The organism is Mycobacterium sp. SMC-17 (assembly GCF_045310915.1).
Lineage (GTDB): Bacteria > Actinomycetota > Actinomycetes > Mycobacteriales > Mycobacteriaceae > Mycobacterium.
Map to the genome: position 1 here is coordinate 1 of NZ_JBJIAK010000067.1, position 24506 is coordinate 24506.

22 protein-coding genes, 1 pseudogene and 1 riboswitch are annotated in these 24506 nt (G+C 67.0%); of the genes and pseudogenes, 15 read left to right on the forward strand and 8 right to left on the reverse strand.

Annotated features, from left to right (window positions below; all coding sequences use genetic code 11):
- Positions 1 to 643: 643 nt before the first annotated feature.
- Positions 644 to 2409, forward strand: a pseudogene (locus ACJH7A_RS27470) (PGRS repeat-containing protein).
- An 11-nt stretch (positions 2410 to 2420) separates the two neighbouring features.
- On the opposite strand, the gene ACJH7A_RS27475 reads toward ACJH7A_RS27470, so the two are convergent.
- Both ACJH7A_RS27475 and ACJH7A_RS27480 read right to left on the reverse strand, forming a co-directional pair.
- Positions 2421 to 2570 (reverse strand): hypothetical protein, encoded by a 150-nt coding sequence (locus ACJH7A_RS27475; protein WP_234785527.1) that lies wholly within the window; start codon positions 2568 to 2570, stop codon positions 2421 to 2423.
- Between the two features lie 59 nt (positions 2571 to 2629).
- Positions 2630 to 4135 (reverse strand): glycosyltransferase, encoded by a 1506-nt coding sequence (locus tag ACJH7A_RS27480; RefSeq protein WP_286150109.1) that lies wholly within the window; start codon positions 4133 to 4135, stop codon positions 2630 to 2632.
- 151 nt (positions 4136 to 4286) lie between these two features.
- Here ACJH7A_RS27480 and ACJH7A_RS27485 point away from each other — a divergent pair, with 151 nt between their 5' ends.
- From ACJH7A_RS27485 to ACJH7A_RS27505, 5 genes are all read left to right on the forward strand, one after another.
- Positions 4287 to 5759 (forward strand): M28 family peptidase, encoded by a 1473-nt coding sequence (locus tag ACJH7A_RS27485; protein WP_061002137.1) that lies wholly within the window; start codon positions 4287 to 4289, stop codon positions 5757 to 5759.
- Positions 5756 to 7231, forward strand: coding sequence for a M28 family peptidase (locus tag ACJH7A_RS27490; protein ID WP_406803031.1), 1476 nt, complete (start codon positions 5756 to 5758; stop codon positions 7229 to 7231). Before ACJH7A_RS27485 ends, ACJH7A_RS27490 begins: the two co-directional genes overlap by 4 nt.
- Before the next feature lie 82 nt (positions 7232 to 7313).
- The gene (locus ACJH7A_RS27495; RefSeq protein ID WP_162563420.1) at positions 7314 to 7718 is read left to right on the forward strand and encodes a hypothetical protein; all 405 of its coding nucleotides are present in this window, start codon (positions 7314 to 7316) and stop codon (positions 7716 to 7718) included.
- Positions 7719 to 7785: 67 nt separating this feature from the next.
- The gene (locus ACJH7A_RS27500) at positions 7786 to 8424 is read left to right on the forward strand and encodes a GntR family transcriptional regulator (protein WP_406803032.1); all 639 of its coding nucleotides are present in this window, start codon (positions 7786 to 7788) and stop codon (positions 8422 to 8424) included.
- The gene (locus ACJH7A_RS27505; protein ID WP_061002146.1) at positions 8421 to 9626 is read left to right on the forward strand and encodes an MFS transporter; all 1206 of its coding nucleotides are present in this window, start codon (positions 8421 to 8423) and stop codon (positions 9624 to 9626) included. Before ACJH7A_RS27500 ends, ACJH7A_RS27505 begins: the two co-directional genes overlap by 4 nt.
- Here the strand turns inward: ACJH7A_RS27505 and ACJH7A_RS27510 are convergent.
- The 5 genes from ACJH7A_RS27510 to thiC form a co-directional block, all read right to left on the reverse strand.
- Positions 9623 to 9901, reverse strand: coding sequence for a hypothetical protein (locus ACJH7A_RS27510; protein WP_061002148.1), 279 nt, complete (start codon positions 9899 to 9901; stop codon positions 9623 to 9625). The two genes, ACJH7A_RS27505 and ACJH7A_RS27510, sit on opposite strands and share 4 nt — an antisense overlap.
- 16 nt (positions 9902 to 9917) lie before the next feature.
- Positions 9918 to 11405 carry an NAD(P)/FAD-dependent oxidoreductase gene (locus ACJH7A_RS27515; RefSeq protein WP_061002150.1) on the reverse strand — a complete coding sequence of 496 codons (1488 nt, stop codon included), beginning with the start codon at positions 11403 to 11405 and terminating at the stop codon, positions 9918 to 9920.
- Between the two features lie 14 nt (positions 11406 to 11419).
- Positions 11420 to 12046, reverse strand: coding sequence for an alpha/beta family hydrolase (locus ACJH7A_RS27520; RefSeq protein ID WP_061002153.1), 627 nt, complete (start codon positions 12044 to 12046; stop codon positions 11420 to 11422).
- Complete coding sequence (gene thiD / locus ACJH7A_RS27525; RefSeq protein ID WP_082762123.1) at positions 12036 to 12872, reverse strand: bifunctional hydroxymethylpyrimidine kinase/phosphomethylpyrimidine kinase; 837 nt, start codon at positions 12870 to 12872, stop codon at positions 12036 to 12038. Before thiD ends, ACJH7A_RS27520 begins: the two co-directional genes overlap by 11 nt.
- A 7-nt stretch (positions 12873 to 12879) precedes the next feature.
- Positions 12880 to 14502 (reverse strand): phosphomethylpyrimidine synthase ThiC, encoded by a 1623-nt coding sequence (gene thiC / locus ACJH7A_RS27530; protein WP_406803033.1) that lies wholly within the window; start codon positions 14500 to 14502, stop codon positions 12880 to 12882.
- Positions 14493 to 14608: riboswitch (TPP riboswitch) on the reverse strand. It overlaps the preceding gene by 10 nt.
- A 126-nt stretch (positions 14609 to 14734) precedes the next feature.
- Here thiC and ACJH7A_RS27535 point away from each other — a divergent pair.
- The gene (locus ACJH7A_RS27535; RefSeq protein WP_135356069.1) at positions 14735 to 16489 is read left to right on the forward strand and encodes an MFS transporter; all 1755 of its coding nucleotides are present in this window, start codon (positions 14735 to 14737) and stop codon (positions 16487 to 16489) included.
- Between the two features lie 7 nt (positions 16490 to 16496).
- Here ACJH7A_RS27535 and ACJH7A_RS27540 read toward each other — a convergent pair whose 3' ends face one another.
- Positions 16497 to 17549, reverse strand: coding sequence for a 2Fe-2S iron-sulfur cluster-binding protein (locus tag ACJH7A_RS27540; protein ID WP_406803034.1), 1053 nt, complete (start codon positions 17547 to 17549; stop codon positions 16497 to 16499).
- A 91-nt stretch (positions 17550 to 17640) separates the two neighbouring features.
- Between ACJH7A_RS27540 and ACJH7A_RS27545 the strand changes: the two genes are divergently transcribed.
- From ACJH7A_RS27545 to ACJH7A_RS27580, 8 genes are all read left to right on the forward strand, one after another.
- Positions 17641 to 18630 (forward strand): alpha/beta hydrolase, encoded by a 990-nt coding sequence (locus ACJH7A_RS27545; protein ID WP_406803035.1) that lies wholly within the window; start codon positions 17641 to 17643, stop codon positions 18628 to 18630.
- The gene (locus ACJH7A_RS27550; protein WP_110767803.1) at positions 18630 to 19487 is read left to right on the forward strand and encodes an SDR family NAD(P)-dependent oxidoreductase; all 858 of its coding nucleotides are present in this window, start codon (positions 18630 to 18632) and stop codon (positions 19485 to 19487) included. Before ACJH7A_RS27545 ends, ACJH7A_RS27550 begins: the two co-directional genes overlap by 1 nt.
- Positions 19488 to 19499: 12 nt before the next feature.
- Positions 19500 to 20420 carry a ferritin-like domain-containing protein gene (locus tag ACJH7A_RS27555; protein ID WP_406803036.1) on the forward strand — a complete coding sequence of 307 codons (921 nt, stop codon included), beginning with the start codon at positions 19500 to 19502 and terminating at the stop codon, positions 20418 to 20420.
- Between the two features lie 18 nt (positions 20421 to 20438).
- Positions 20439 to 21923 carry a flavin-containing monooxygenase gene (locus ACJH7A_RS27560; protein ID WP_406803037.1) on the forward strand — a complete coding sequence of 495 codons (1485 nt, stop codon included), beginning with the start codon at positions 20439 to 20441 and terminating at the stop codon, positions 21921 to 21923.
- 9 nt (positions 21924 to 21932) lie between these two features.
- Entirely contained in the window at positions 21933 to 22703 is a 771-nt protein-coding gene (locus ACJH7A_RS27565) for a MerR family transcriptional regulator (protein WP_406803038.1), read from the forward strand.
- A 3-nt stretch (positions 22704 to 22706) separates the two neighbouring features.
- On the forward strand, positions 22707 to 23093 hold the full coding sequence (locus ACJH7A_RS27570) for a hypothetical protein (protein WP_406803039.1): 387 nt from the start codon (positions 22707 to 22709) through the stop codon (positions 23091 to 23093).
- A 158-nt stretch (positions 23094 to 23251) separates the two neighbouring features.
- Complete coding sequence (locus tag ACJH7A_RS27575; RefSeq protein WP_061004476.1) at positions 23252 to 23875, forward strand: hypothetical protein; 624 nt, start codon at positions 23252 to 23254, stop codon at positions 23873 to 23875.
- Positions 23876 to 24014: 139 nt separating this feature from the next.
- Complete coding sequence (locus ACJH7A_RS27580) at positions 24015 to 24338, forward strand: hypothetical protein (RefSeq protein ID WP_061004478.1); 324 nt, start codon at positions 24015 to 24017, stop codon at positions 24336 to 24338.
- Positions 24339 to 24506: the final 168 nt, after the last annotated feature.

The window sequence follows — 24506 nt, forward strand, 5'->3', positions numbered from 1 at the left end:
AGCATCCTCAGTAACGCGCCACGGTGGTCCCATCCCCCTGGCAATCAGGTGGTCCCATCACCCTGGCAAGCGACACCTGCCATCGCGATGGGCGTTGCCGCCCTTGCGTTTTGCTTCGAACTTGGCGTGATCGGTGTCCTCGATGGCGGCATCGACAATGGTCGACCGCCGCCTCGATGCCGCACCCGCAAAAGAAGATGCCGTCCGCAGAAAATGGAAACCACCCCGTCTTTTCACGATTGGCCGAGCATAGATTTGTTTGCAAAGTCGACTCTCTGCCGCGCGTTTCCTTTTTCGTGTAGCGGAGAACATGGAGTGGCGCATGAGGCGTATGAGACCGATTAAAAATATTCAATCGCGATAGTTAATAAACCTTCTTCCTGCAAACTGCAAATATTTACTATGCAGTAGCAATATCAGCACTCCACGTGCGTTTATGCGGATTTTTTGAGGAATCTGTTGGCTAGTGGGCAAACATGGTAATTTCCAATAGGCCGAGCGCGGGGCGGCAAAACGCTCTGAATCCAAAGGGGATTCGATCGTGTCCAAGCATCGCAAACAAAAGTCCGGCAGGACCTTGAGGTCCGTCAATTATCTCGCGACCGGTGCCTTGGGCGTCGCAGCCGCGAGTGCCGGCATCGTAATGGCGATTCCGCCAGGCGCGGTGGACGCGCTCACAGCGTCGCCGCGAGCGGTTGAACTCACCGATTTCAGCTTCCCGCTGGCGCCTGCGCAGGATCCGAACAACCCCTTGTGGTGGTTGACCGGGTTGTTCGGGGCGAACGCGTCGCCGCCGGGACCGAAAGCGCTCATCAAGCCGTTCGCCCCGACGACGCCGGACCCATTGGACAGTCCGTGCGGTCTGATCTGTAACGGCGCGGCAGGTACGGCTGCGCACCCGAACGGCCAAGCCGGTGGCATCTTGTTCGGTGACGGCGGCGCAGGCTGGGACAGCACCGATGCAGGAGTCAACGGCGGTGACGGCGGCGCAGCAGGTCTGCTGTTCGGTAGTGGCGGCCGAGGCGGCAACGGCGCCGACGGCACCGACGTCCTGGCCGGCAGTAACGGCGGCAAGGGCGGAAACATGGGTCTGCTCGGGCTGTTCGGGACCGGCGGCAAGGGCGGTAATGGCGGCGCAGGTGGCTTCGGTGCGACTGGCGTCACCGGCGGCGCGGGCGGTGACGGCGTTGCTGGCACCGACGGCGCGACCGGTACGGCAGGTGCGACCGGCGCTACCGGAGCCGCAGGCGCAGCCGGCGCGGCAGGTACCGCGGGCACCGCGGGAACTGCGGGCACTGCCGGCGCGACCGGCTCCAAGGGCAGCGACTTTGTATTGATCGGGTTGAAGGGCGGCACTGGTGGCACCGGTGGTGCGGGCGCCGCGGGTGGCGCGGGTGCTTCAGGCGGCACTGGTGGTACCGGTGGCACTGGCGGAACCGGTGGCACCGGCGGAACCGGTGGTGCCGGTACGCCGGGCGGCTCCGGCGGCGGCGGTGGTGCCGGTACGCCGGGCGGCTCCGGCGGCGGCGGTGGTGCCGGTGGGACGGGTCTGCAGGGTACTGCGGCCGGTGCCGGTGGTGCCGGTGGCAGTGCCGGCCTGCTCACGTTGTTCGGTGGCGGCGGCCAAGGTGGTGACGGCGGTATTGGTGGCACCGGCGGAACCGGTGGCACCGGCGGTTCGGGTGGCACCGGCGGCACGGGTGGCAATGGTGGCAATGGTGGCGCAGGCGGCAATGGTGGCGCAGGCGGCACGGGCGGTTCCGGTGGGACTGGTGGCACGGGCGGTACCGGCGGTACCGGTGGCACCGGCGGTACCGGTGGCGCCGGTGGCGACGGCATCTCGCCGATTGCCCCGCTGCCCTTCGCGATCGCAGGTGGTGCGGGTGGCACCGGCGGTGCGGGTGGTAAGGGTGGCACCGGCGGTACGGGTGGTACCGGCGGCGCGGCCGGCGTTGGTGGTGCCGGTGGCGGCGGTGCAACCGGTGGGCCGGCGGTGCGCCTGGTGCCGGAGGCAACGGCGGCCAGGGCGGCGTGGGCGGCACGGGTGGTACCGGCGGCGCTGCGGGCGCCGGCGGTGGTGGCGGTTTGTTGGGCGGCTTGGGAATTGGGTCCGGCGGCACGGCCGGCAGCACAGGTGCCACCGGCGCGAAGGGTGCGACAGGCGCGACCGGAGCGACAGGCAGCACCGGCGCAGCCGGAACGCCCGGAAAGACCGGCGCGTCCGGAAGTACGGGCGCCACTGGCGCCGGTGGCACTGCGGGTGCGGCAGGAAGCGCCGGACACACAGGTGCTGCCGGCAGCGCGGGCAGCACCGGCTCCGCGGGCCATGCGACGTTCGGTGTGAGCGGCGGCGCTGGTGGTGCCGGTGGCGGTGGAGGTGCCGGCGGTGCAGGTGGCGCCGGCGGATAAACCGCGAACGATCAACCGCCCTTGATGCAGAACACCTCGTCAAGGGCGGTTGTTCGTGGCCCAGCTGCGGGTTTGGCGTCCAGACGCCATAGGTCGATCATCGCCGGACCGCGGGTGGCGTCATCGACGACGACGTATCGGTGGCCTTCAGCGGTCCGCAAGACTATGTCGTTTCGTGCGTACACGCCGGAGATGGATTGTGCGTCAGCGAAGTTGACGCCTACCTGAACGACGGTCGGCTCGGCGTTGAGGACTGCCCGCATCCTGCCGACCAAATTCTCGGGGGCGAAGAACAGCCACCCCTGGTCGAGATGGAACCAGTAGCGGCCATTGATGTGCTCGCGCAGTGCGCTGAGTTCTGCCAGTGGTTCCGTCGAGGGGTGTGATCGACGAATTCTAGGAAGGGGTACTGCTCCAACAAGAGTGCCCGGTCTCGGCCGGCGAGACCGGTGTCGAGCACCAGGAATCGATGTGCCTGGCCTACGTCCAGACAGCAGTTCATGAATGTGTTGAGCGCCAGTTGGGTTGTTCGGATGTCCGGTCCCGCGAGCAGGCTGATCGTCACCGCGGCACCCCGCTGGTGGCTGGACATGTTGTGTACCAATGCTTCAGGGTATGCCGACGCGGCTTCGAGCAGCGCCGGAACGGACTGATCGCGGTTCCTCGCTATTCGGCTGCGGTCCTCGCCGTTGATGTCAGTACGGGCGAGCAGCTGACGGCACAACGCAAACGATTCTGCGTGCCGGCCGGTCCATGATGCGCAGACGGATTGTTCATCGAGGGCACGCCATTGGTAGACGGACGAATCGACGAACAGGATGTCTGCCTCCGGAAGCGGTATCTCCGCTGCGCATCGTGCGAAGAGATAACCGAGCTGATACTCGCCCCGGGCACGGTACTCGGCGGCGATGGCATGTAGCGGCTCAGCGCGGGTAGGCCGGAACGCCCAAGCCCGCAGGTAAGCATCCAAGACCTGCGGCCACGGTTCGCCCAGGCGGCACATCGACCGGGCCACCTGGCATAGGGCGTAAAACGTCTCTTCGTCCCAGCCGCCCATCTCGGCGCGCCGGCCCGACCAGATTCGGGCGTTGGCGAAATCACCCAGGTTGAAATAGCTTTCGGCGAGGTAGAAGGCCGAACGTTCGTTCGTCGGGTCGCGCTGCACCTCCACCAGCAACAGGTCGCGATCCCGCTCGTACTTTCGCGGATCGTTGTTACGGGCGCCGAGTCGGCGGGACTCGATGAAGTAGTCGCCTTCGAGGCGCTCCTCGTGGAACGGCTCAGTGCAGTCGGCGTATTCGTGGACGACGCCGATGTATCGCCACGGGAGGCCGTCGCGAAATAGCTGCCGCCGCCAGTACAGCAGCCCGTCGCTGATCCGCATGGAGTAGACGTCGGCGGAGAGTCGCGTGAAGTCGGGCCGGCCGCGGACGGTGTCGTCGGCGTCCATGACCCAGATGTAGTCACTGTGGCCATGGGCGAGCTGCAGTGCTTCGGAACGGTTTTCGCCGAGATTGCGCCATCTGCGTTCGTGGACCTCCCCGGGGACTCCGAGATGCGCCATGTGATTTCGGATCGTCTCCTGGGTGCCATCGGCGGAGCCGGTATCCACGATGACCCAGTAGCTGATATAGGGCGCGACCGCATCGAGCACCTCGGTGACGATGTGTGCTTCGTTGCGCACGATCATGTTGAGGCAGATGGTCGGCCCGGGTGGATTGTCCACTGAATCCGTATACCCGATTTCGGTTGATGTTTGCTGCGCTTCCACCGAAACGGTTCAGCTCATCCACTGCGGGCGTTCGGGAACGGCCACCAGCTTCGCCATCTGGCCCGGTGCATCGGTTTCTGTGAGCCTGCACGCTACGGTGGTGCCCATGGTCCGCACCCGCGTCGCGCTCGCGCTCGTGCTGGCGGTCGGCATCTCGGGGTGCGGCCGATCGGAGCCTACGGCCGATGACTTCGCCGGCGAGCTGTCCAAGAGCGTGACGGTCGAGGCGACGACCGGTCACCTGGCCAAGCTGCAGGCCATCGCCGACGCTCACGGTGGGAACCGGGCGTTCGGCACACCTGGTTACGACGCGAGCGTGGACTACGTCGCGAATGCGCTGCGCGCCAAGGGTTTCGACGTCGTCACTCCGGATATGGAAGTCAAGGTGGCGTACAACAACACGCCTGAACTGACCGTGGCCGGCACCCGGATACCGGCGCGGGCGCTGGAGTATTCGGTCGGCACCCCCGGTCTCACCGCACCGCTGGTGCCGGTCAAAGGCGGTCCCGCATCAGGCTGCAACAGTGCCGATTACGACGGCCTGCCGATCAAGGGCGCGGTCGCGCTGGTGGACCGTGGCACGTGCCCCTTCGCGGTGAAGGAGGCGACCGCGGCAGTGCACGGCGCCGTCGCGTTGGTGGTGGCCGACAACAAGGACGACGTCGACGACGCGGGCGTCCCCGCGCGGGGCGGCACCCTGGGCGCCAAGGCGACGGTGAGAATTCCCGCGGTACTGATCTCGAAGGCGGCCGGGGCTCGGCTGCGGGCCGCCCCGGGGCCGGTGTCCCTCAAGCTGGACGCCGGTGTGCGGGTTGAGCACACCCGCAACGTGATAGCCCAGACCAAGACCGGGTCCGAGCATGACGTCGTGATGGTCGGTGCACATCTGGACAGCGTCAAGGAAGGGCCGGGGATCAACGACAACGGCTCCGGCGTGGCCGCGGTCCTGGAGACGGCATTGCAGCTGGGCAGCGCCCCGCAGATCGCGAACGCGGTGCGGTTCGCGTTCTGGGGCGCCGAGGAGGAGGGCACGATCGGCTCTGACCGATACATCGAATCCCTCGACGTCGAGGCGCTCAAAGACATTGCGCTGTATCTGAATTTCGACATGCTGGCCTCGGAGAACGCCGGCTATTTCAGTTACGACGGCAACCTGTCCGGCCCGCCGCTGGCCGACGACCTGGTGCCGCGTATCCCGGAGGGCTCGGCGGGAATCGATCGCACCTTCACGGCGTATCTGTCCGATGCCGGTAAGCCGCCTCAGGACTACCCGTTCAACGGACGGTCGGACTACGACGCCTTCACCAAGGCCGGTATCCCGGCGGGTGGGTTGGGCACCGGCGACGAGGAAAACATGAACGACGAGCAGGCCCGGCTGTGGGGCGGCACCGCCGGAAAACCTTTCGACTCCAACTACCACAAGAAGACGGACGACTTGGCGCACATCAACCGCACGGCAATGGACATCATGGGTCGTGGAGTGGCTTTCGGGGTGGGGCGGTACGCCCAGGATTTGAGTGGCCGCAACGGCGTTCCGGTCCGCGATGACCGGACCCGGCACGTGGTCTCGGCATCATGAGGCGGGCACTGGCCGCCGGGCTGCTGACCGCTGTTCTGGCGTCGTGTGCACCACCGCCGCAGCCACCGGCCCCACCGCCGCCGCCCGCGCCTGATCTCGCGCGCGATCTGGCCGGCAGGGTGGGCACCGACGGCATCTACACGCATCTGAGGAAGTTCGCCGCCATCGCGGCGGAGAACAAGGGCACCCGCGCCGACGGCACCCCCGGCTACCAGGCCAGCGTCGACTACGTCGCGAACCTGCTGCGGGACAAAGGGTTCGACGTGCAGACCCCCGAGTATGTGCGCGTGGAACGCGGTGCCCCCGGCAATCCGGTGCTCGACGTCGGTGGCCGTCGGTGGGGGGTCGTGCAGGCCTCGCTGTTGACGTCCACGGCGCCCGGCGGCCTGACCGCGCCGACGTTGCACCCTGTCAAGCCGGCCGGTTGCGCTCCGGACGATTACGGCACCCTCAACCTGCGGGGAGCCATCGCGGTGGTCGACGACGCGGTGTGCTCGGTGGTCGACAAGCAGAATGCGGCGGTGGCCCGCGGCGCGGTCGCGGTGCTGGTGGTCAGCCCGCCCAGCGCGAACGGCGCCCCGCGCGGGCTGTTCAGCCCCGGCTACTACGAACACCTCAACACGCCGGTGGGCATCATCGGCAAGGACGCCGATGCCGTACTGCTGAAAACCAACAGCCCGGTGAAGCTCACCCTCGACGCCAAGAACACCGGTGTGAAATCGCGAAACGTCTTGGCTCAGACCAAGACCGGCGACCAGCACAGCGTCGTGCTGGCGGGCGCGCACCTCGACAGCGCGCCGACGAGCGCGGGCATCAATGACGCGGCAACCGGGGTGTCGGCACTGCTGGAGACGGCCGCAGCGCTGGGCGGCTCGCCGAAGATCGAGAACGCGGTGCGGTTCACGTTCTGGGGTTCGGGCGCCGTGGGTCAGGAAGGCGCCACCAAGTACGTGCGCGGGTTGGCTGCCGAACCGCTGAATGACATTGCGCTGTATCTGGATTTCGACATCCTCGGTTCACCCAACGCCGGGTTCTTCACGTTCGACGGCGACCAGTCCGGCCAGGCGAACCCTGAGATCCCGCTTGACGCGGTGCCCGCCGGGTCGGCCGGGCTCGAGCGCACGCTGGCCGGATATCTGTATCTCGCCGGCAAGCGGCCCGCCGACATGACGATGGATCTGGGCAGTGGCTACGGTCCGTTCCTCACCGCCGGGATTCCGGTCGGCGGCATCTCGACCGGCACGTCGCAGCGGAAATCACCGATCCAGGCGCGCTTGTGGGGCGGACAGGCGGGCGCCGCTTTCGATCCCGGGTACGGGCCGAAGGGCGATACCGTCGAGCAGCTGAACCGCGCGGCGCTGGCCGTGACCGGACCCACCGTCGCGTTTGCGGTCGCCACGTACGCGCAGTCGCTGACGGGCCCCAACGGTGTGCCGTTGCACGACGAACGACACCGGCAAGCAGGCAAGTAGCCGAGTTTCACAGCTACTGCATAACTGGAGTCGCCGTTCCTGTGAGTCCGGTTGCCAGGTTGCCGGGTTAGTAATGGTGCCCATGAAAAGCACCTATCGCCGTTGGTCGGCCGTTGCCGGCACCGTGACTGTCGTGGCCATGGGCGGGCTGACCGTCGCCTGTGGTTCGCAGGGCAACAACGCGCCGGCCACCGTGACAGTCACCCCGTCGAGCACCACGACCACCACGACGACGGCCAAGCAGCACCACGGCGGTGGTGGCGGCGGTAGCGCGGGCGGCGGTCAGCAGCAGGCGCCGGCGCCCGCTCCGGAGACGGTGACCAACACCGAGACGGCCACCCAGACCGAGACCCAGACGCAGACCGAGACCTCGACGTCGGTGCAGACCTCGACGGAAACGTCGACGTCGGTGCAGACCTCGACGGTCTACCAGCCGCAGCCGCGCGAGCGCGGCGGCTTCAACAACTTCGGGCCGCAGCAGCACTGATCAGGCCCTGAGTTAGGTCCGTCACTGCTTGTATGCAAGCTTGCATGCAAGTTGCTACTGTCGTCCCGTGGCCATTGATCAGACTCCCGCCAGCGAGCGCGCCTACCGTGACACCAAGAGCAAGATCCTGGTCGGCGCGGTCAAGGGCGGGCAGCTGCTGAGCGAGGTCGCGGTCGCGGCGGAACTCGGCGTGAGCCGGACCCCGGTGCACGAGGCCTTCCTGCGGCTGGCGGCCGAAGACCTGCTGGATCTGCTGCCCCGGCGAGGCGCGGTCGTCGTCCCGATCTCGCCGCGGGAAGCCACCGACCTGCTCGAGATGCGCCTGGCGCTGGAGGGCAGTGCTGTGCGCCGCCTCTGCCGTTCTGAGGCCACCGCGCAGGCAGTGGCTGCCGAACTCGCCCGGCTGATCGACCAGCAGCGTGGCGCGGCCACCGATCTGGCGCGCTTCGCCGAGCTCGACGACGCCTTCCACCGGCACATCGTGGACTCCGCCGGCAACTGCATCGCGCAGCGGTTCTACGGCTCGTTGGGCGACCGGCAACGCCGCATGATGGCCGACGCCGTGCAGGCCGACCAGACGCTCGTCGACCGGCTCATCGCCGAACACGCCGAGCTGGCCCAGGCCATCGACGTCCGCGACGCGACGGCGTTCGACGCCCGCCTGCTGGCGCACCTCGAGTCGACGTACGAGGTGGTGCTGCGATGAGTCGCGCCCGTGTGAAGCCATGGCTCGCCGTCGCCGCCGGTGTCTTCTGCATCGGTTGGGGCGGAAACCAATTCACCCCGATGCTGATCGAATACGTGCACCGCGCCGGATACTCGCGCGTGGACGTCGACGTCCTGCTGGGCGCCTACGTGCTGGGCCTGATCCCCGGCCTGCTGGTCGCGGCGGCCATGTCGAACCGGTACGGCCGGCGCCCATTGATGGTCGCGGGCTTGATCAGCTCGGCGCTGGGCAGCCTGATTCTCGCGACCGGTGAATTGGGCGGATTCCCAGCACTTTTCGTCGGCCGGCTGCTGTGTGGGCTGAGCGTGGGTGTCGCGATGGCCGTCGGTTCGACCTGGATCGCGGAGCTGTCCGCACCGCCGTATGACACCGCAGCGACGGGGGCCGGCGCCCGGCGGGCCTCGATCTGGCTGTCGCTGGGGCTGGCGATCGGCCCCTTGTGCTCGGGCCTGCTGGCGCAGTTCGCGCCGCTGCCGTTGACACTGACGTACCTGGTGCAGGCCGCGCTGTGCGCGCCGGCGCTGTGGCTGGTGCTGACGCGGACGGTCGAGACCCGGGGTGCCCGGGTCAGTGGAGACCTGTTGTCCCAGTTGCGGGTTCCGGCCGCCACGCACCGCCGCTTCGTCCGCGTCGTGGCCCCGATGGCGCCGTGGGTTTTCGGTTCGGCGGCCATCGCGTACGCCATCGTGCCGGCTCTGGTGGCCGACCGGCTGGGCTCCTGGGCGCTGCTGTACACCGCGGGTCTGACGGTGCTGACGCTGGCCTGTGGCGTGCTGGTGCAGCCGGTCGCGAGGCGGTTGGACGACCATTCCAGCGCCCGCGCGGTGGTGGTGTCGATGGTGCTGATGTCGGCCGGGGTGTTCGCCGCGGTCGCCACGGCGGTCACGCGCTCGCCGGCCATCGCGGTGCTGGTGGCCATGCTGCTGGGCAGCGCGTACGGCATCGCCATCGTGTCCGGGCTGCTGGAGATTCAGCGCATCGCCGAACCCCACGAATTGGCCGGGGTGTCTGGCGTGTACTACTCGCTGGCGTACGTCGGCTTCCTGCTCCCCGCGGTGCTCGCCGCGCTGGCCCACTACGTCAGCTACCCGGCGATGCTCACCGTCGTCGGCCTACTGGCGGCAGTGTGCACCGTGATCTGTGCGGCAGGCTGGTCCAAGCACCTGCCGGCCCGCGCCTAGCGGTTGCGGGCGACGTTGGCGCCCAGGTACAGGACGTAGCCGATCACGCCGACGGTCGCGAGCTTGCGGGTCTGGGGCACGATCAGGCCGACGCCGAGCGCCGTCTCGATGGTTCCGTTGACCTTGAGGTGCTTGTCGATGTCGTCTGGGAACGCCGTCGCGGTGATGCCCTTGAAGAGGTCGGGCTTGACGAAGTGCGCCAGTCCGGCCAGTGCCAGGCCGATCCCGGCCAGCAGGCCCTTCTTTCCAGCGGTGTTCTCGGCGGCGTCGGTCACCTGTGGTCCTCTCTGATCACGAAATCTTGTAGTCGCTCAACGGAAATTCGGAAGCTTCCCGAATCGCCGTCTCGGTCGACGACGGGCGCAGCAGCGTGGGCTCACCCGCGGGATTGAAATAGTACGAGTGCGCGCTGGCGCAGTTGCCGAGGGTGAACAGCGAGTCGCCGAGCAGTTCCGTCATGCGGTCGAGGAACGCGGTATTGGCTTCCTCGGTGACCTCGAACGTCGTCGCTCCGCGCTTCTTCACCTCGGTGAAAAGCCGGTCCATCAGCCGCATCTGGTACTCCATGGTGTTGAAGAAGTTCAACCCCAGGAACGCGTACGGACTCGCCAGGCTCAGATAGTTCGGGAAGTACGGCATCGAGACGCCCTGGTAGGCCTGGAAACGCGTTTCGCGCCACCACTTTCCGAGATCGCGGCCCTCGCGGCCGATCACCTCGATGGCCGGGAAGTTGGCCTCCCACAGGTCGAAACCGGTCGCGAGCACCAGGGTGTCGATCTCGACCTTGGCCCCGTCGTTGCCGATGATGCCGTCGGAGACGATGTGGTCGATGCCGGCGTCCTGCAGGTGCACGTTGGGCCGGTTGAAGGCCTGGTAGTAGCCGTTGCTGAAAGTCGGCCGCTTGCAACCGAAGTCGTAGTCCGGGGTCAGCCGGCGCCGCAGGTCCTTGTCGCGGATGACGAAGAACCGGTGCATCTTCGACAGGTCGGAGGCCGAGATGTTGAAGCGGCCGCGGAACATGCCGTAGTGCCGGACCCCGACGGACACCATGACCTCGTAGATCGAGTCGGTGAGCCAGCGAAGAACACGCTGCGTCAACGGGAATCGGGCGAACATCTTCTTGGCACGCGCGCCGAAGCGCGGGTCGATCTTGGGTACCACCCAGATCGGCGTGCGCTGGAACACCGTCAGGTCGGCGGCGGTCTTGGCCAGCTCGGGAATCAGCTGCACCGCGGTCGCGCCGGTACCGATGACGGCGATGCGCTTGCCGGCCGGGTCGTAGTCGTCATCCCAGTCGGTGGTGTGGATGACGCGACCTTCGAAGCTTTCGATGCCGGGGATCGCCGGGATGTTCGGCTGCGACAGGAAGCCGGTGGCCGTGATCAGATAGCGCGCGCTGAGCGTTTCACCGTCGGCGATGTTGACGCGCCACAGCGACGCTTCCTCATCCCAGCGGGCTCCGTTGACGACGACGTTGAACCGGATGTGCCGCCGCACGTCGTACTTGGCGGCGACGTCGTCGGCGTACCGCTTGATCTCCGGGCCCGGGGTGAACAGCCGCGACCAGTTCGGGTTGGGCTCGAAGAAATAGGAGTACGTGGTGGTGGGCACGTCGACCGCGAGTCCGGGATAGTGGTTGACGTACCAGGTGCCGCCGAGGTCGTCCTCGCGCTCCAGGAGGGTGAAGTTCTCGATCCCGAGGCGTTTGAGCTGGATGGCCGCACCGATACCGGCGAATCCTGCGCCGACGATGACCGCGTCGAACTGCTGCGTCGTCATATTCAGACGGTACCTCAGGTACCGCTTCGCGCCACGAACACAAGCGCCGCGGCGACCGCCAGCGCCGGGACGTCCAGGGTCTTGGATCCCAGGTCATGGCGGGCCCCGGTGATCTCGATGAGCTCGGTGGGCGCCGGGATCAGCTGGGCTGCGGCCGTCAGCTCGTCGATGCTCCCGAACGGGTCGGCTGTGCCGTGGGTGAAGACCGTCGGGACCTTGATCTGGCCCAGGTGCTCGGTGCGCGCCCGCTCGGGCTTGCCGGGCGGGTGCAGGGGATAGGAGAACAGCGTCAGTGCCGCCAGGTCAGCGCCCTGCGCCGCCACCATCGACGTCATCCGGCCCCCGTAGGAATGGCCGCCGGCGATCACCGGGCCATCGGTCAGCGTGTGCGCCAGTTCGATGGCCTCGACGATGCCGGCCTGATCCGACGCCGCCGAGTTGGACGGCGGCCCCTTCGGGCGGCGCCGCCGGTAGGGCAGGTTGTATCGGATGGCGAGCCAGCCGTGGCGAGCCCATTCGTCGCAGATGCGGACGATCAGTGGGGCATCGCGGTTACCGCCGGCGCCGTGCGTGAGCAGCACGACGCCCGTCGGCGTCCCGTCGGGTTCGTGCGCGATGCCCGCGATCTCGTCAAGATTCATGGGCCAACCTGAACAGCGCGTTGACCGGACCGTGGCCGTGGCCCAGCGGGTAGGCCGCCCGCAGGCACTCGGTCACCCAGCTCTTGCCGAACGCCACCGCGTCGGGCACCGAAAAGCCGTGCGCCAGTGCGCAAGCCGTGGACGCCGCGAGCGTGTCGCCCGCGCCGTGGTCATGGCCGGTGTCGATGCGCTCGGTGGTGTATTCGTAGAACTCGCTGCCGTCGTACAGCAGGTCCGGGCTGTGATCGCTGGACCGCAGATGACCGCCCTTGACCAGGGCCCACTTCGGGCCCAGGTCGTGCAGGGCCTTGGCGGCATCTTTCTGGGTCGACGCGTCGATAACGTCGATGCCCGTGATCAGCCGGACCTCGTCGAGGTTCGGGGTGACGAGCGTGGCGATCGGAAACAGCTGGGTGCGAACCGAATTCAGCGCGCTCGGGTGCAGCAGCGGGTCACCGTGCATGGACGCGCACACCGGGTCGACGACCAGCGGGATGTCGCCGTCGAGACCCTGCCACGTCTCGGCGACCGCACCGATGATCTCGGCCGAGGCCAGCATGCCGGTCTTGGCCGCCTGGATGCCGATGTCGTCGGCGACCGCGGTGATCTGCCCGCTGATGATGTCGAGCGGCAGCTCGTGAAAACCCTTGACCCCCACCGAGTTCTGCACCGTCACCGCGGCGACGGCGACGCACCCGTGCACGCCGAGCATCGCGAAGGTACGCAGGTCGGCCTGGATGCCGGCGCCGCCGCCGGAGTCCGAGCCGGCGATGGTCATCACCCGCAACGGCGTTTCGCCCGGCGGGGTCAAAGGCAGAAGGTTCACGGACGCATCACGACGTCAAGGGTAGATACACCCGGTTGCCATGGTCGGCGAACTCCTGGGATTTCTCTGCCATGCCCTGGGCGATCTCGTCCGCGAAGTCGGGGGCGACCCCGTCCGGGTAGGCGTCGCGGATGTCCTGCGTGATGCGCATCGAGCAGAACTTCGGCCCGCACATCGAGCAGAAGTGCGCCGTCTTGGCGGGCTCGGCCGGCAGCGTCTCGTCGTGGAACGCGCGGGCGGTGTCCGGGTCGAGCGACAGCGCGAACTGGTCGTGCCAGCGGAACTCGAAGCGCGCCTGCGACAGCGCGTTGTCGCGGTCCTGCGCGCCGGGGTGGCCCTTGGCCAGGTCAGCGGCGTGCGCGGCGATCTTGTAAGCGATCACCCCGTCCTTGACGTCCTTGCGGTTGGGCAGGCCCAGGTGTTCCTTCGGGGTGACGTAGCACAGCATCGCGGTACCGGCCTGGGCGATGATCGCCGCGCCGATGGCCGAGGTGATGTGGTCGTACGCCGGCGCGATGTCCGTCGCCAGCGGGCCCAGCGTGTAGAACGGGGCCTCCTCGCAGAGTTCCTCTTCCAGGCGCACGTTCTCGACGATCTTGTGCATCGGGACGTGGCCCGGGCCCTCGATCATCACCTGCACGCCATGGGATTTCGCGATCTTGGTGAGCTCGCCGAGGGTGCGCAGCTCGGCGAACTGGGCCTCGTCGTTGGCGTCGGCGATCGAGCCTGGGCGCAGGCCGTCACCGAGGGAGAAGGTGACGTCGTAGCGCTGCAGGATTTCGCAGAGCTCTTCGAAGTGCGTGTAGAGGAACGACTCCTGGTGGTGCGCCAGGCACCACGCCGCCATGATCGAGCCGCCGCGCGACACGATGCCGGTGACGCGCTTGACCGTCAGCGGGATGTAGCGCAGCAGCACGCCGGCGTGCACCGTCATGTAGTCGACGCCCTGCTCGCACTGCTCGATGACGGTGTCGCGGTACAGCTCCCAGGTCAGCTTGGTGGGATCGCCGTTGACCTTCTCCAGCGCCTGGTAGATCGGCACGGTGCCGACGGGGACGGGGGAGTTGCGCAGGATCCACTCGCGGGTCTGGTGGATGTCCTTGCCGGTGGACAGATCCATGATGGTGTCGGCACCCCAGCGGGTGGCCCACACCATCTTGTCGACCTCTTCGGAGATGGACGACGTGACAGCCGAGTTGCCGATGTTGGCGTTGACCTTCACGGCGAAGGCCTTGCCGATGATCATCGGCTCGAGCTCGGGGTGGTTGTGGTTGGCCGGGATGATGGCGCGGCCGCGGGCGACCTCGTCGCGCACCAGCTCGGCGGACAGGCCCTCGCGCTCGGCGATGAACGCCATCTCGGCGGTGATCTCGCCGCCCCGGGCGCGCTGCAGCTGGGTGCCGCGGTCCTTGACGACACCGGGGCGGGCGGGCAGACCCTTCTCCAGGTCGATGGTCGCGTTCTCGTCGGTGTACGGACCCGAGGTGTCGTACAGGTCGAGGTGGTCACCGGTGGTCAGGTTGACCCGGCGGAACGGGACCTTTCCACCGTCGGGAAGCTCCCGGTAAACCTTGGTGCTGCCCTGGATGGGGCCGCAGGAAAGGTCGTTGAATACAGCAATTGCAGACATCTGCTTACTCCCTACGCCGGCATTACCCGGTCAGGTTCATACGGTCGACGGCGCCATTCAGCCGTCCTCTCAGCGCACCAGGGTGTGCGCTCCCGCGCGGACGTTGTTCACCGTAGTCGATGCGCGCCGGAAGGCAAGGGTGCGTTGCGGCCCGGTGAACGGGACGGAATTGTCATGAGGTCGTTTGTATAGCTAACATATGTTTTTCTGATATTGGAGCGAAGACCGACTGATGACGACTGACACCGAGCTCACCGGGCAGCGCGACACCGCGCTCGCGGCAACCGCGCGCCGACGCGTCCAGATGGACCACGACCACCCGCGCTACAAGTGGGTCGTGCTGGCCAACACCACGCTGGGCACACTGCTGGCCACGATCAACGCCTCGATCGTGCTGATCTCACTGCCGGCGATCTTCCGGGGTATCGGGCTGAACCCGCTGGCGCCGAGCAACGTCAGCTACCTGCTGTGGATGCTGATGGGCTACCTCGTTGTGACGGCCGTGCTCGTGGTGCCGTTCGGCCGGCTCGGGGACATGTACGGCCGGGTCCGCATCTACAACCTGGGTTTCGTCATCTTCACGCTGGCGGCCGTCGCGCTGTCGTTCGATCCGTTCCACCTCGGTGGCGGTGCGATCTGGCTCATCGCCTGGCGGGTGATCCAGGGCATCGGCGGCGCGATGCTGATGGCGTCGTCGTCGGCGATCCTGACCGACGCCTTCCCGGCCAACCAGCGCGGCATGGCACTCGGCGTGAACATGGTGGCCGCGGTGGCCGGATCGTTCCTCGGTCTGCTGATCGGCGGGTTCCTCTCGGAATGGGAGTGGAAGGCCGTGTTCTGGGTCGGCATCCCGATCGGCGTGATCGGCGCCATCTGGAGCTACCGCTCGCTGCGTGAGCTGGGTACCCGGTCGCCCGGCAAGCTGGACTGGGCCGGCACGGTGACATTCGGCTTGGGCCTGACGGTGCTGCTGCTCGGCATCACGTATGGCATTCAGCCGTACGGCAATTCGCCGACGGGCTGGGGCAGTCCCGCCGTCCTCGGCTCCATCGGTGTGGGTCTGCTGCTGTTGGTGGTGTTCTGCATCATCGAGCTCAAGGTCGAGTCGCCGATGGTCGACATGCGGCTGTTCAAGTCGGCGACCTTCGGCATGGGCAACCTGGCCGGGCTGCTGTCGTCGGTGGGCCGCGGTGGCCTCCAATTCATGCTCATCATCTGGCTGCAGGGCATCTGGTTGCCGCTGCACGGCTACGACTTCGAATCGACGCCGCTGTGGGCGGGCATCTACCTGCTGCCGGCGACCATCGGCTTCCTGGTGGCGGCACCCGTCGCCGGCAGCCTGTCCGACCGCTTCGGCGCGCGGCCACTGGCGGTCGGCGGCATGCTGCTGATGGCGGTGACCTTCGTTGCGCTGCTGCTGATTCCGGTCAATTTCGCGTACTGGGAATTCGCCCTGCTGGTGTTCCTCAACGGCGTCGGCGGCGGCATCTTCACCGCGCCGAACACCGCGGCCATCATGTCGAGCGTGCCGGCGGCGCAGCGCGGCGCGGCGTCGGGTGTGCGGTCGACGTTCTTCAACGCCGGCAGCTCGCTGTCGATCGGTATCTTCTTCTCGCTCATGGTCGTCGGGCTGGCCGGCACCTTGCCGACCGCGTTGTCCAGTGGTCTGCAGCAGCAAGGGGTTTCGGCCGACGTCGCGCAGCAGGTGGCCGAACTGCCGCCGGTGGGGAGCCTGTTCGCGGCCTTCCTCGGCTACAACCCGATGGGCGAGCTCCTGGCTCCGTTCCACACGCTGCAACAGCCGGGCGTCGATGCCGCCACCCTGACGGGTCAGAGCTTCTTCCCGCAGCTCATCACCGAGCCGTTCCACTCCGGCCTCGTCGTGGTGTTTGGCGCGGCGGCGGTCATGATGCTGCTGGGTGCGGTGGCGTCGATGTTCAACCCCGGTACGTACGCCACCGAGCCCGGCGCCGACAACGCGGCGTGACGGCCGGTCAGCGGTCGAAAACCGCTGTCAGATGGTCGGATTCGGGTATCGACTGGCACGCCAGCCGGACGCCGATGCCGAGTTCGTAGTCGTCGAGGGTGTCGTTGATCCGCATGCTCACCTGGCCTTCGCGCAGCGTGTACGCGCAGGCGCCGCAGTTGCCTTCGCGGCAGGCGTAGGGTGCGTCGATACCTCGGCTCAGCAGGGTGTCGAGCAGCACCTCGCTCTTGGGCCAGCTGATCTCATGGGTGTCGCCGTCGATCTCGACGGTCGCGGTCACGGCGTCGGAGGTTGCGGCCGAACCGGTCACCGGCTCCGGCGCGGCGAAAGCATCCGTGGTCAGTGACACCAATACCTCGCGGTGCACGTGCTCACGGGCGACGCCGGCGTCGTGCAGGGCGGCCGCGGCCACGTCCATGAATGCCGCTGGGCCGCACAGGTAGGCGGCGGTATCGGCTGAGGGTGTCGCGGGCAGCAAGGAGCGCAGGCCGGCCGGAGTGGGCAGGCCGGATTCCGACTCGAGCCAATGCGCGACCGTCAGCCGGTCGGCATGTGCCGCAAGCAGTTCCGCCAACTCGGCGTCGAAGATGACCGACTCGCGGTCGCGGTTGGCGTAGACGAGTGTCACCCGGCGGCCGGACTGCAGCAGTTCGGCGCGGATCATCGAGATGACCGGGGTGATGCCACTGCCGGCGGCCACGAAGATCAGCTCGCTGTCCGCCGGGCGGACCGTGAAAGCGCCTGCGGGCGTGAGAGATTCCAGCGTCATTCCGGCCTCGACATGGTCGCACAGCCAGTTGGATGCGAGGCCGCCCGAGGTGCGCTTCACGGTCACCTTCAGGTGCTCGTCGGCGGCCGGACTGCTCGACAGGGAATAGCACCGCGAGACCGCGCCGCCGTGTGCCGGGATGCGCAGGGTCAGGAACTGGCCGGCCTGGTAGGTGAACTGGTCACGCGCGTCGTGCGCGGCCGTCAGGACCAGCGATACGGCGTCGGGGGTCTCGGTGATCACCTCGACCACGGTCAACTCGTGTGACCTGGACGCTGTCGATGCGGTCATGGGGAAATGCCTTCCGTCGTGGAACCAGGTCAGATTGTCGTCGTTAACTGTGCCATTGACAAATGGCACAGTTAATGATGACCTAGTTGCCGTGACGGAAACTGATCGGGCAACGTTGCCCGAAGTACCCACGCGCGCAACGTTGCGCGCCGCGCTCTCGGCCACGGTGACCCGCTGGACCCTGGGCAATCTGACCAGTGTCATCCCGATGAACACCCCAGGTGTCTGGTTCGGCCGCGGGCTGATCGCCACCATCATGGAGACCTTCGGTTCGATGCCCGACGGCACCAGGATCGTCCCGGTCCGCACGCCGCACCTGCGGGGCGAGTGGGTTCTCGGCCCGGGTGTCGAGTTCGGCCGCCGCGCCGGCTACTACGTGCACGGCAGCGCGTACGTCATCTGCTCGGCACGCACCCACCGCAAGCTGGTGGCCCGGTTGTCGGAGGCGACCGGACTGCCGATGTTCGTCGTGGACTACCGGCTGGCACCCGAGCACCGCTTCCCGACGGCGGCCGAGGACGTCGAAGCCGGGTACCGGTGGCTGTTGTCGGAAGGCTATGCGGCCTCGGACATCGTGATGGGCGCCGACTCCGCCGGCGGTCACCTGACCTGCGACATGCTGCTGGCGCACGCCGGTGACGCGGACTTCCGGCCCGCGGGCGTGGTGCTGTTCTCGCCGCTGATCGACGTGACGCTCGGTCTCGCACTCGAGCAGGAGAAGGCGACGTACCGCGATCCCGCGATGTCGGCCACCGCGGCCGCGCGCATGGTCGGGCTGTACACCCAAGGGCAGAACCTGGCCGATCCGCGGCTGCGCCTCGACTTCGCCAAGGCAGACCAATTGCCGCCCATACTGATTCAGGTCGGCGGATTCGAGATGCTGCGCGCCGACGCCCGCTACCTCGACGCCGAACTGCGCCGCGCCGGCGGCACCAGCACGCTCGAGGTCTGGCCCGGCATGGTGCACGTCTTCCAGGCCCTGCCGCATCTGGCACCCGAGGCCGGCCCGGCACTGCGCCGTGCCGCGGCCTTCGTCGCCGATGCCTACAAGCGATCCAACGAGCTCGAAGAGGTGTGCTGATGATCGGCCTTGACACGATCCTGAATGTCTTTCGCGGTCAGCGCCGCTCGGACAAGGCGAAGGCGGTGGTCACCGGCGCCGGCAGCGGCATCGGGCGGTCGTTCGCGCTCGAGCTCGCGCGCCGGGGCGGCGAGATCATCTGCGCGGACATCAGCCTGGAGCGCGCGAAGGAGACCGTCGCGCTGATCGACCAGCTGCCGACCGGCAAAGGGCACGCCGTGCAGTGCGACGTCGCCGATCGCACCGCCATCGAGCTGCTGGCCAAGCAGGCGCAGGAGATCTTCGGTGGCGCGCCGACGTTGGTGATCAACAACGCGGGCGTCGGCATCGGCGGAAAGCCCGTGGGCGACATCGGTTTCGAAGACTGGGACTGGGCGCTCGGCATCAACCTGTGGGGCGTGGTGTACGGCTGTGAGGTCTTCACGCCGCTGCTGCGCGAAGCCGGCCGGGGCGGCATCATCAACGTGGCCTCGGCCGCCGGGTTCGCCGCCGCACCGTCGATGGCGGCTTACAACGTGTCCAAGGCCGGCGTGATGTCACTGTCGGAAACCCTCGCCGCCGAACTCGACGGCACCGACATCGCCGTCACCGTGCTGTGCCCGACCTTCGTGAAGACCAACGTCTTCACCGACGGCCGCATCACCCCGAGCTCGATGAGCCTGAGCCAGCAGCTGGCTCGCTGGACCGGCCTGTCCGCCGACAACGTCGCCGCCCGCACCCTGGACGCGCACGACGGCGGCCGGCTCTACGTGGTGCCGCAGATCGACGCCACCGTCATCTGGCACCTCAAGCGACACTTCCCCGCCCTGTACGTCCGCGGCGCCGGACTACTCGGACGCGTACTTCCCAAGGACTGAAAGGAACCCATCATGGCAATGGATCTCGACGAGATGCTGCAGCGCATCAAGGACAAGCAGTGGGCCCTGGCCGACATCGACTGGGACGCACCGGGTGCCGAGCTGATCGAGCCCGAGCTGTGGGCCAAGCTCAAGCCGTTCATGACCGATCTGATGTGGATCGAGAACGTCGGCGCCCGTGGCTTCGCCGCGCTGGCGCGGAAGGCCCCGACCCCGACGCTCAAGAGCATCTATGAGCACTTCCACGCCGAGGAGCAGAAGCACGCCAATGCCGAGCTGGCCCTGATGCGGCGCTGGGGCATGCTCGAGAACGACGAGGTCCCGCCGCCGAGCGTCAATGTGCAGCTGGTGATCACCTGGCTCGACAAGTTCTCCGACGGCATGTCGCTGTCGATCCTTGGCACCGTCATCCCCATGCTGGAGGTGGCGCTCGACGGGGCACTCATCAAATTCATCACCGATGAGGTCAAAGATCCGGTGGCGCAGGAGGTTTTCAAGCGCATCAACTCCGACGAATCCCGGCACCTCGCGGTCGACTTCGAGGTCATGGACATCCTCGGCCACGCCGACATGCGCAAGCTGGTCGTCGACTTCGTCGGCAGCTGGATGAACCCGGCGCTGATCGTCGGCACGCTGAGCTACTTCCCCCTGCTCAACAAGATGCGCGACAACATCGTGGCCATGGGCGTCAACGAGGAACGTCTGTACCAGGCGATGCGCCGGTTCCAAAGTGTCGGTGAGCGAAGCGCTTTCGTGCGCCGGGTACCCATGTACCGGTTCATCTCGTGGCATGCCAAGAAGGTGATCGACCGGACCTCGAAGTACCACTGGCTCGCCGATTCGCTGGTGGTGGTCACCGGCGCCATCCCGATGCCGCTGGTGAAGTACACGCCGACGTGGTCGGACGAGCTGACCTATGAGCCGGTCGCGTAAGCAAGAGGAACTATCACCGTGACTATCTCAACAGCCATCATCGGCGCCGGCTTCGCTGGCATCGGCGCCGCCATCCGGCTCAAAGACCAGGGCATCACCGATTTCGAGATCTTCGAACGCGGCACCCGCGTCGGCGGCACCTGGCGTGACAACACGTATCCCGGTGCGGCGTGCGACATTCCGTCGCGCCTGTACTCCTACAGCTTCGCGCCGAACCCGGACTGGTCGCACACCTACTCCGGTAGCGACGAGATCCTCGGGTACATCGACAGCATGGTCGAGTCGTTCGGTATCGCACCGCATATCCGGTTCGGCCACAACGTCACCGGTGTGGAGTACGACGAGGTGGCGGGGGAGTGGACCGTCAACTTCGAGGGTCGTGAACCGGTGCAGGCACGCACCGTCATCGTCGCCTCGGGGCCGCTGGCGAACGCCAGCTTCCCGAAGATCGAGGGCATCGAAACCTACGAAGGCCACAAGATCCACAGCGCCCGTTGGGATCACGACTACGACTTCACCGGCAAGAAGGTCGCCGTCATCGGTACCGGCGCCAGCGGCGTGCAGATCGTCCCGGAACTTATCAAGGTCGCCAAGTCGGTCAAGGTGTTCCAGCGCACGCCGGGCTGGGTGATCCCGCGGATAAACGGAGCCACCAGCGGCTGGATGAAGCGGATCTACAAGGACGTGCCGCTCGCCGAGAAGCTGATGCGTTCGGCGTGGTTCTGGGGCCATGAGTCGGTGGCGCTCGGTGTGGTGTGGGACAGCCCGTTCACCCGGGTGGTCGAAGCCCTGAGCCTGGCGAACCTGCGCCGGCAGGTGAAGGACCCGTGGCTGCGCCGCCAGCTGACCCCGGACTTCTCAGCCGGCTGCAAGCGACTGCTGATGACCGCCGACTACTACCCGGCGCTGCAGGCCGACAACTGCAAGCTCGTCACCTGGCCCATTGCCCGGTTGTCGCCCAAGGGAATCCGGACCGTCGAAGGCATCGAGCACCAGTTCGACGCCATCGTGTTCGCCACCGGTTTCGAGGTGTCCAAGGCCGGCACCCCGTTCCCCGTCATCGGCATCGACGGCCGGGAGCTCGCCACGGAATGGAGCCGGGGCGCGTACGCCTACCGCAGCGTCGCGGTATCCGGTTACCCCAACCTGTATTTCACCTTCGGACCCAACTCCGGCCCCGGACACAGCTCCGCGCTGGTGTACATGGAGGCGCAGATCGACTACATCGTCGAGGCGATATCCAAGCTGCTGCAGTTCGGGTGGAAGTCGCTCGACGTGCGTCCCGAGGTGCAGGCACGCTACAACGAGGACATCCAGCAGCGGCTGCAGTCCACCACGTGGAACTCAGGCTGCCAGAGCTGGTACCTCACCGAGGACGGCTTCAACGCGACGATGTTCCCCGGGTTCGCCACCCAGTACGTCAACCAGCTGAAGGCGGTCAATCTGCACGACTTCAAGATCACTGCTGAACAGACCAGCAGTGCGTCGGTCCTGACCGCATAGAATCCGCTGGTGGCTGAGTACCGGATCGACGACCTCGCGCGCGAAGCGGGGACGACAACCCGGAACGTCCGCGTCTACCAGGAGAACGGCCTGCTGCCCCGGCCCCAGCGCCGGGGCCGGGTCGCGATCTATACCGATCGGCACCTGAGCCAGTTGCAGGCGATCGTCCGGCTGCTCAGCGAGGGCTTCACCGTCAAGCACATCCTGAAGTTCCTCACCGGCCTGCAGCGCGGTGAGGGGCTCGTCGAGGTGCTGGACCTCGCCGAGCTCGAGGAGTTGGTGATCTCGCCGTGGTCGAACCCCGAGGCGCAGACCATGACGCGCCAAGAGCTGGAGATGGCGCTGGGCCGGCTCGACGGCGCGACGCTGCGACGGCTCGTCGCCGGCCGGATCATCGAGCCGACCGACGAGAAGGACTCCTACCTGGTACCTGACCGGCGGGTTATCGACGACTTCGCCAAGCTCATCTCCCGCGGGATGCCGTTGGCGGCGATCCTCAAGACCACCACCGCGGTCGACAAGAAGCTCGACGAAGCGGCCCGCGCCATGACCCGGGCCGGGCACACCGAGGTGGTCCGGCAGCGCGGGACCGGCTGGTACCCCAGCAACGACGTCGAACTTGCCTGGGCCGCCGACCTCATCGATGCCATGCGCCGTGTATCCCGCCGTTCTGCCCACGCTAGCCTTGACCGCGCGTTAGATGAAGCGGTGCGAGCCGAGCTGCGGCAGTACCAGCAGGAGGCCAAGGACAAGGGGGCTCCTGTCGAACGGAAGGCGTGAGTCATGGCGCAGGCAGGCGAAGCCGAGAGTGCTCCGGGCAAACGGCGGCGTGGGCCGAAGACCCTCGTTCAGGCGGTCTTTGCGTTGATGGACGACGTCGCCGAGCTTCGCAAGTCCGCGCAGTACATTGCCGACAACATCGCCAAGCTGAGCGAGAGCGCAGCGGGCATCGACCGGCATGCGGAACTGATCGCCAGCCAGATCACCACGTTGACCGAGGCCGCGGCCGGCATCGACACGTCTGCCGAGAAGATCGCCCACGGTGCCAACTCCATCGCGGCGACCCTGCCGAGCCTGAAGCGGCTCGCCGAAGTCGTGGAGCCGCTCGATACCACGGTGGCCCGGCTGGGCTGGCTCGTCGACCGGCTTCCCGGCGTAAAACGAAGCTAGTCGTCAATTCCTGTTCTCGCAGAACGGAATTCGTCCTCACTCGTCAATATCGAGACCCGTGTCGATCGGCTATTGCCACCCGCCGAACATCGGAGGAACGTATATCGGTGGACCGGCGGCGCCGCTGGGGCGCTGCCCCGATATAGAGGGGGTGGGCCGTGTACGCACGCTCTACCACTATCAACGCACAACCCTCGGCTATCGACTCGGGAGTGGCTCACCTCCGCGATGAAGTGATGCCCCAACTCCAAGGTCTCGACGGGTTCGTCGGCATGTCGCTGCTCACCGACCGGGAGTCCGGCCGGTGCATCGTGGTGACCGCGTGGGAGTCCCAGGACGCGATGAACGCCGTCGCCGAGCAGGTTCGGCCGATTCGTGAAAAGGCGACCCAGATGTTCAGTGGCGGCGCCCCGACCGTTGACGAGTGGGACATCGCGATATTGCACCGCGCTCGCCAGATGCCCGAGGGCGCGTGCGCGCGGGTTACGTGGGGACATGTCGACCCGGCCCACGCCGACGCCGCCATCGAGCATTTCAAGATGAACATCGTCCCCGACAGTGAGGCGCTCGAGGGCTTCTGCAGCACCAGCCTGCTGGTCAATCGGAACACCGGACGCGGCGTGGCCTGCACGACGTTCGACAGCCGAGAAGCCATGGAGCGCAACCGGGATGGCGCGCGCACGATGAAGCAGATGCGCATGAAGGAAACCGGTGCGGCCGAGCTGGACGAGGCCGAGTTCGACGTGGCCTTCGCTCACCTGCGGGTGCCGGAACTGGTTTAGCCGCAGGCGCCGAACCGACCCGGGGACCGGACCGGTGCCGGGTCGTGCTCGGCTGCCCCGTGGGGGCAAGCCAAGAATCTGCCAAGCGTCGGGCTGCATGCTTCCTTCACCAATCAGCAGCAGAGACAGGTGAGTTCACATGACGCGACGAATCGCACGACTGGCCGCGGCGGCACTGTTGTCCGGCGGGATGAGTCTGGCCGCTTTCGGGTTGAGTGCCGGCACTGCCCAGGCAGAACCCTCCTCGGGCACCTGGTGTCCGGGCCAGCCGGTCCCCGGAGGCTTCACCGAGGTCGACTGGGACTGGACGACCTGCCATCGATACAACTTGGTACACCGCGGAATGCCGCCCCAGGTCGTCGGCATGACCGCCGAAGACGGCTGGTACGGCGGCCACCCCCACTACCGCACCGTCGCGGGCGAGAACACCAACGCGACCTGCCAGTTCTTGGGGTGCCCGTAGCTACGGCCGGCAGGGTGGTCGACAACGGCCGCTCATGATGGTGAAACCCATTGTGAGTGGCCGTTTTCCGCATTTCAGAACGGTGCGGGTTTGAACCGTCCCGGGTTTCATGCACCCTCAGGTTTCTGTGATCCGGCCGGTCTACCGGTCACGAGTTGGGAATAGTAG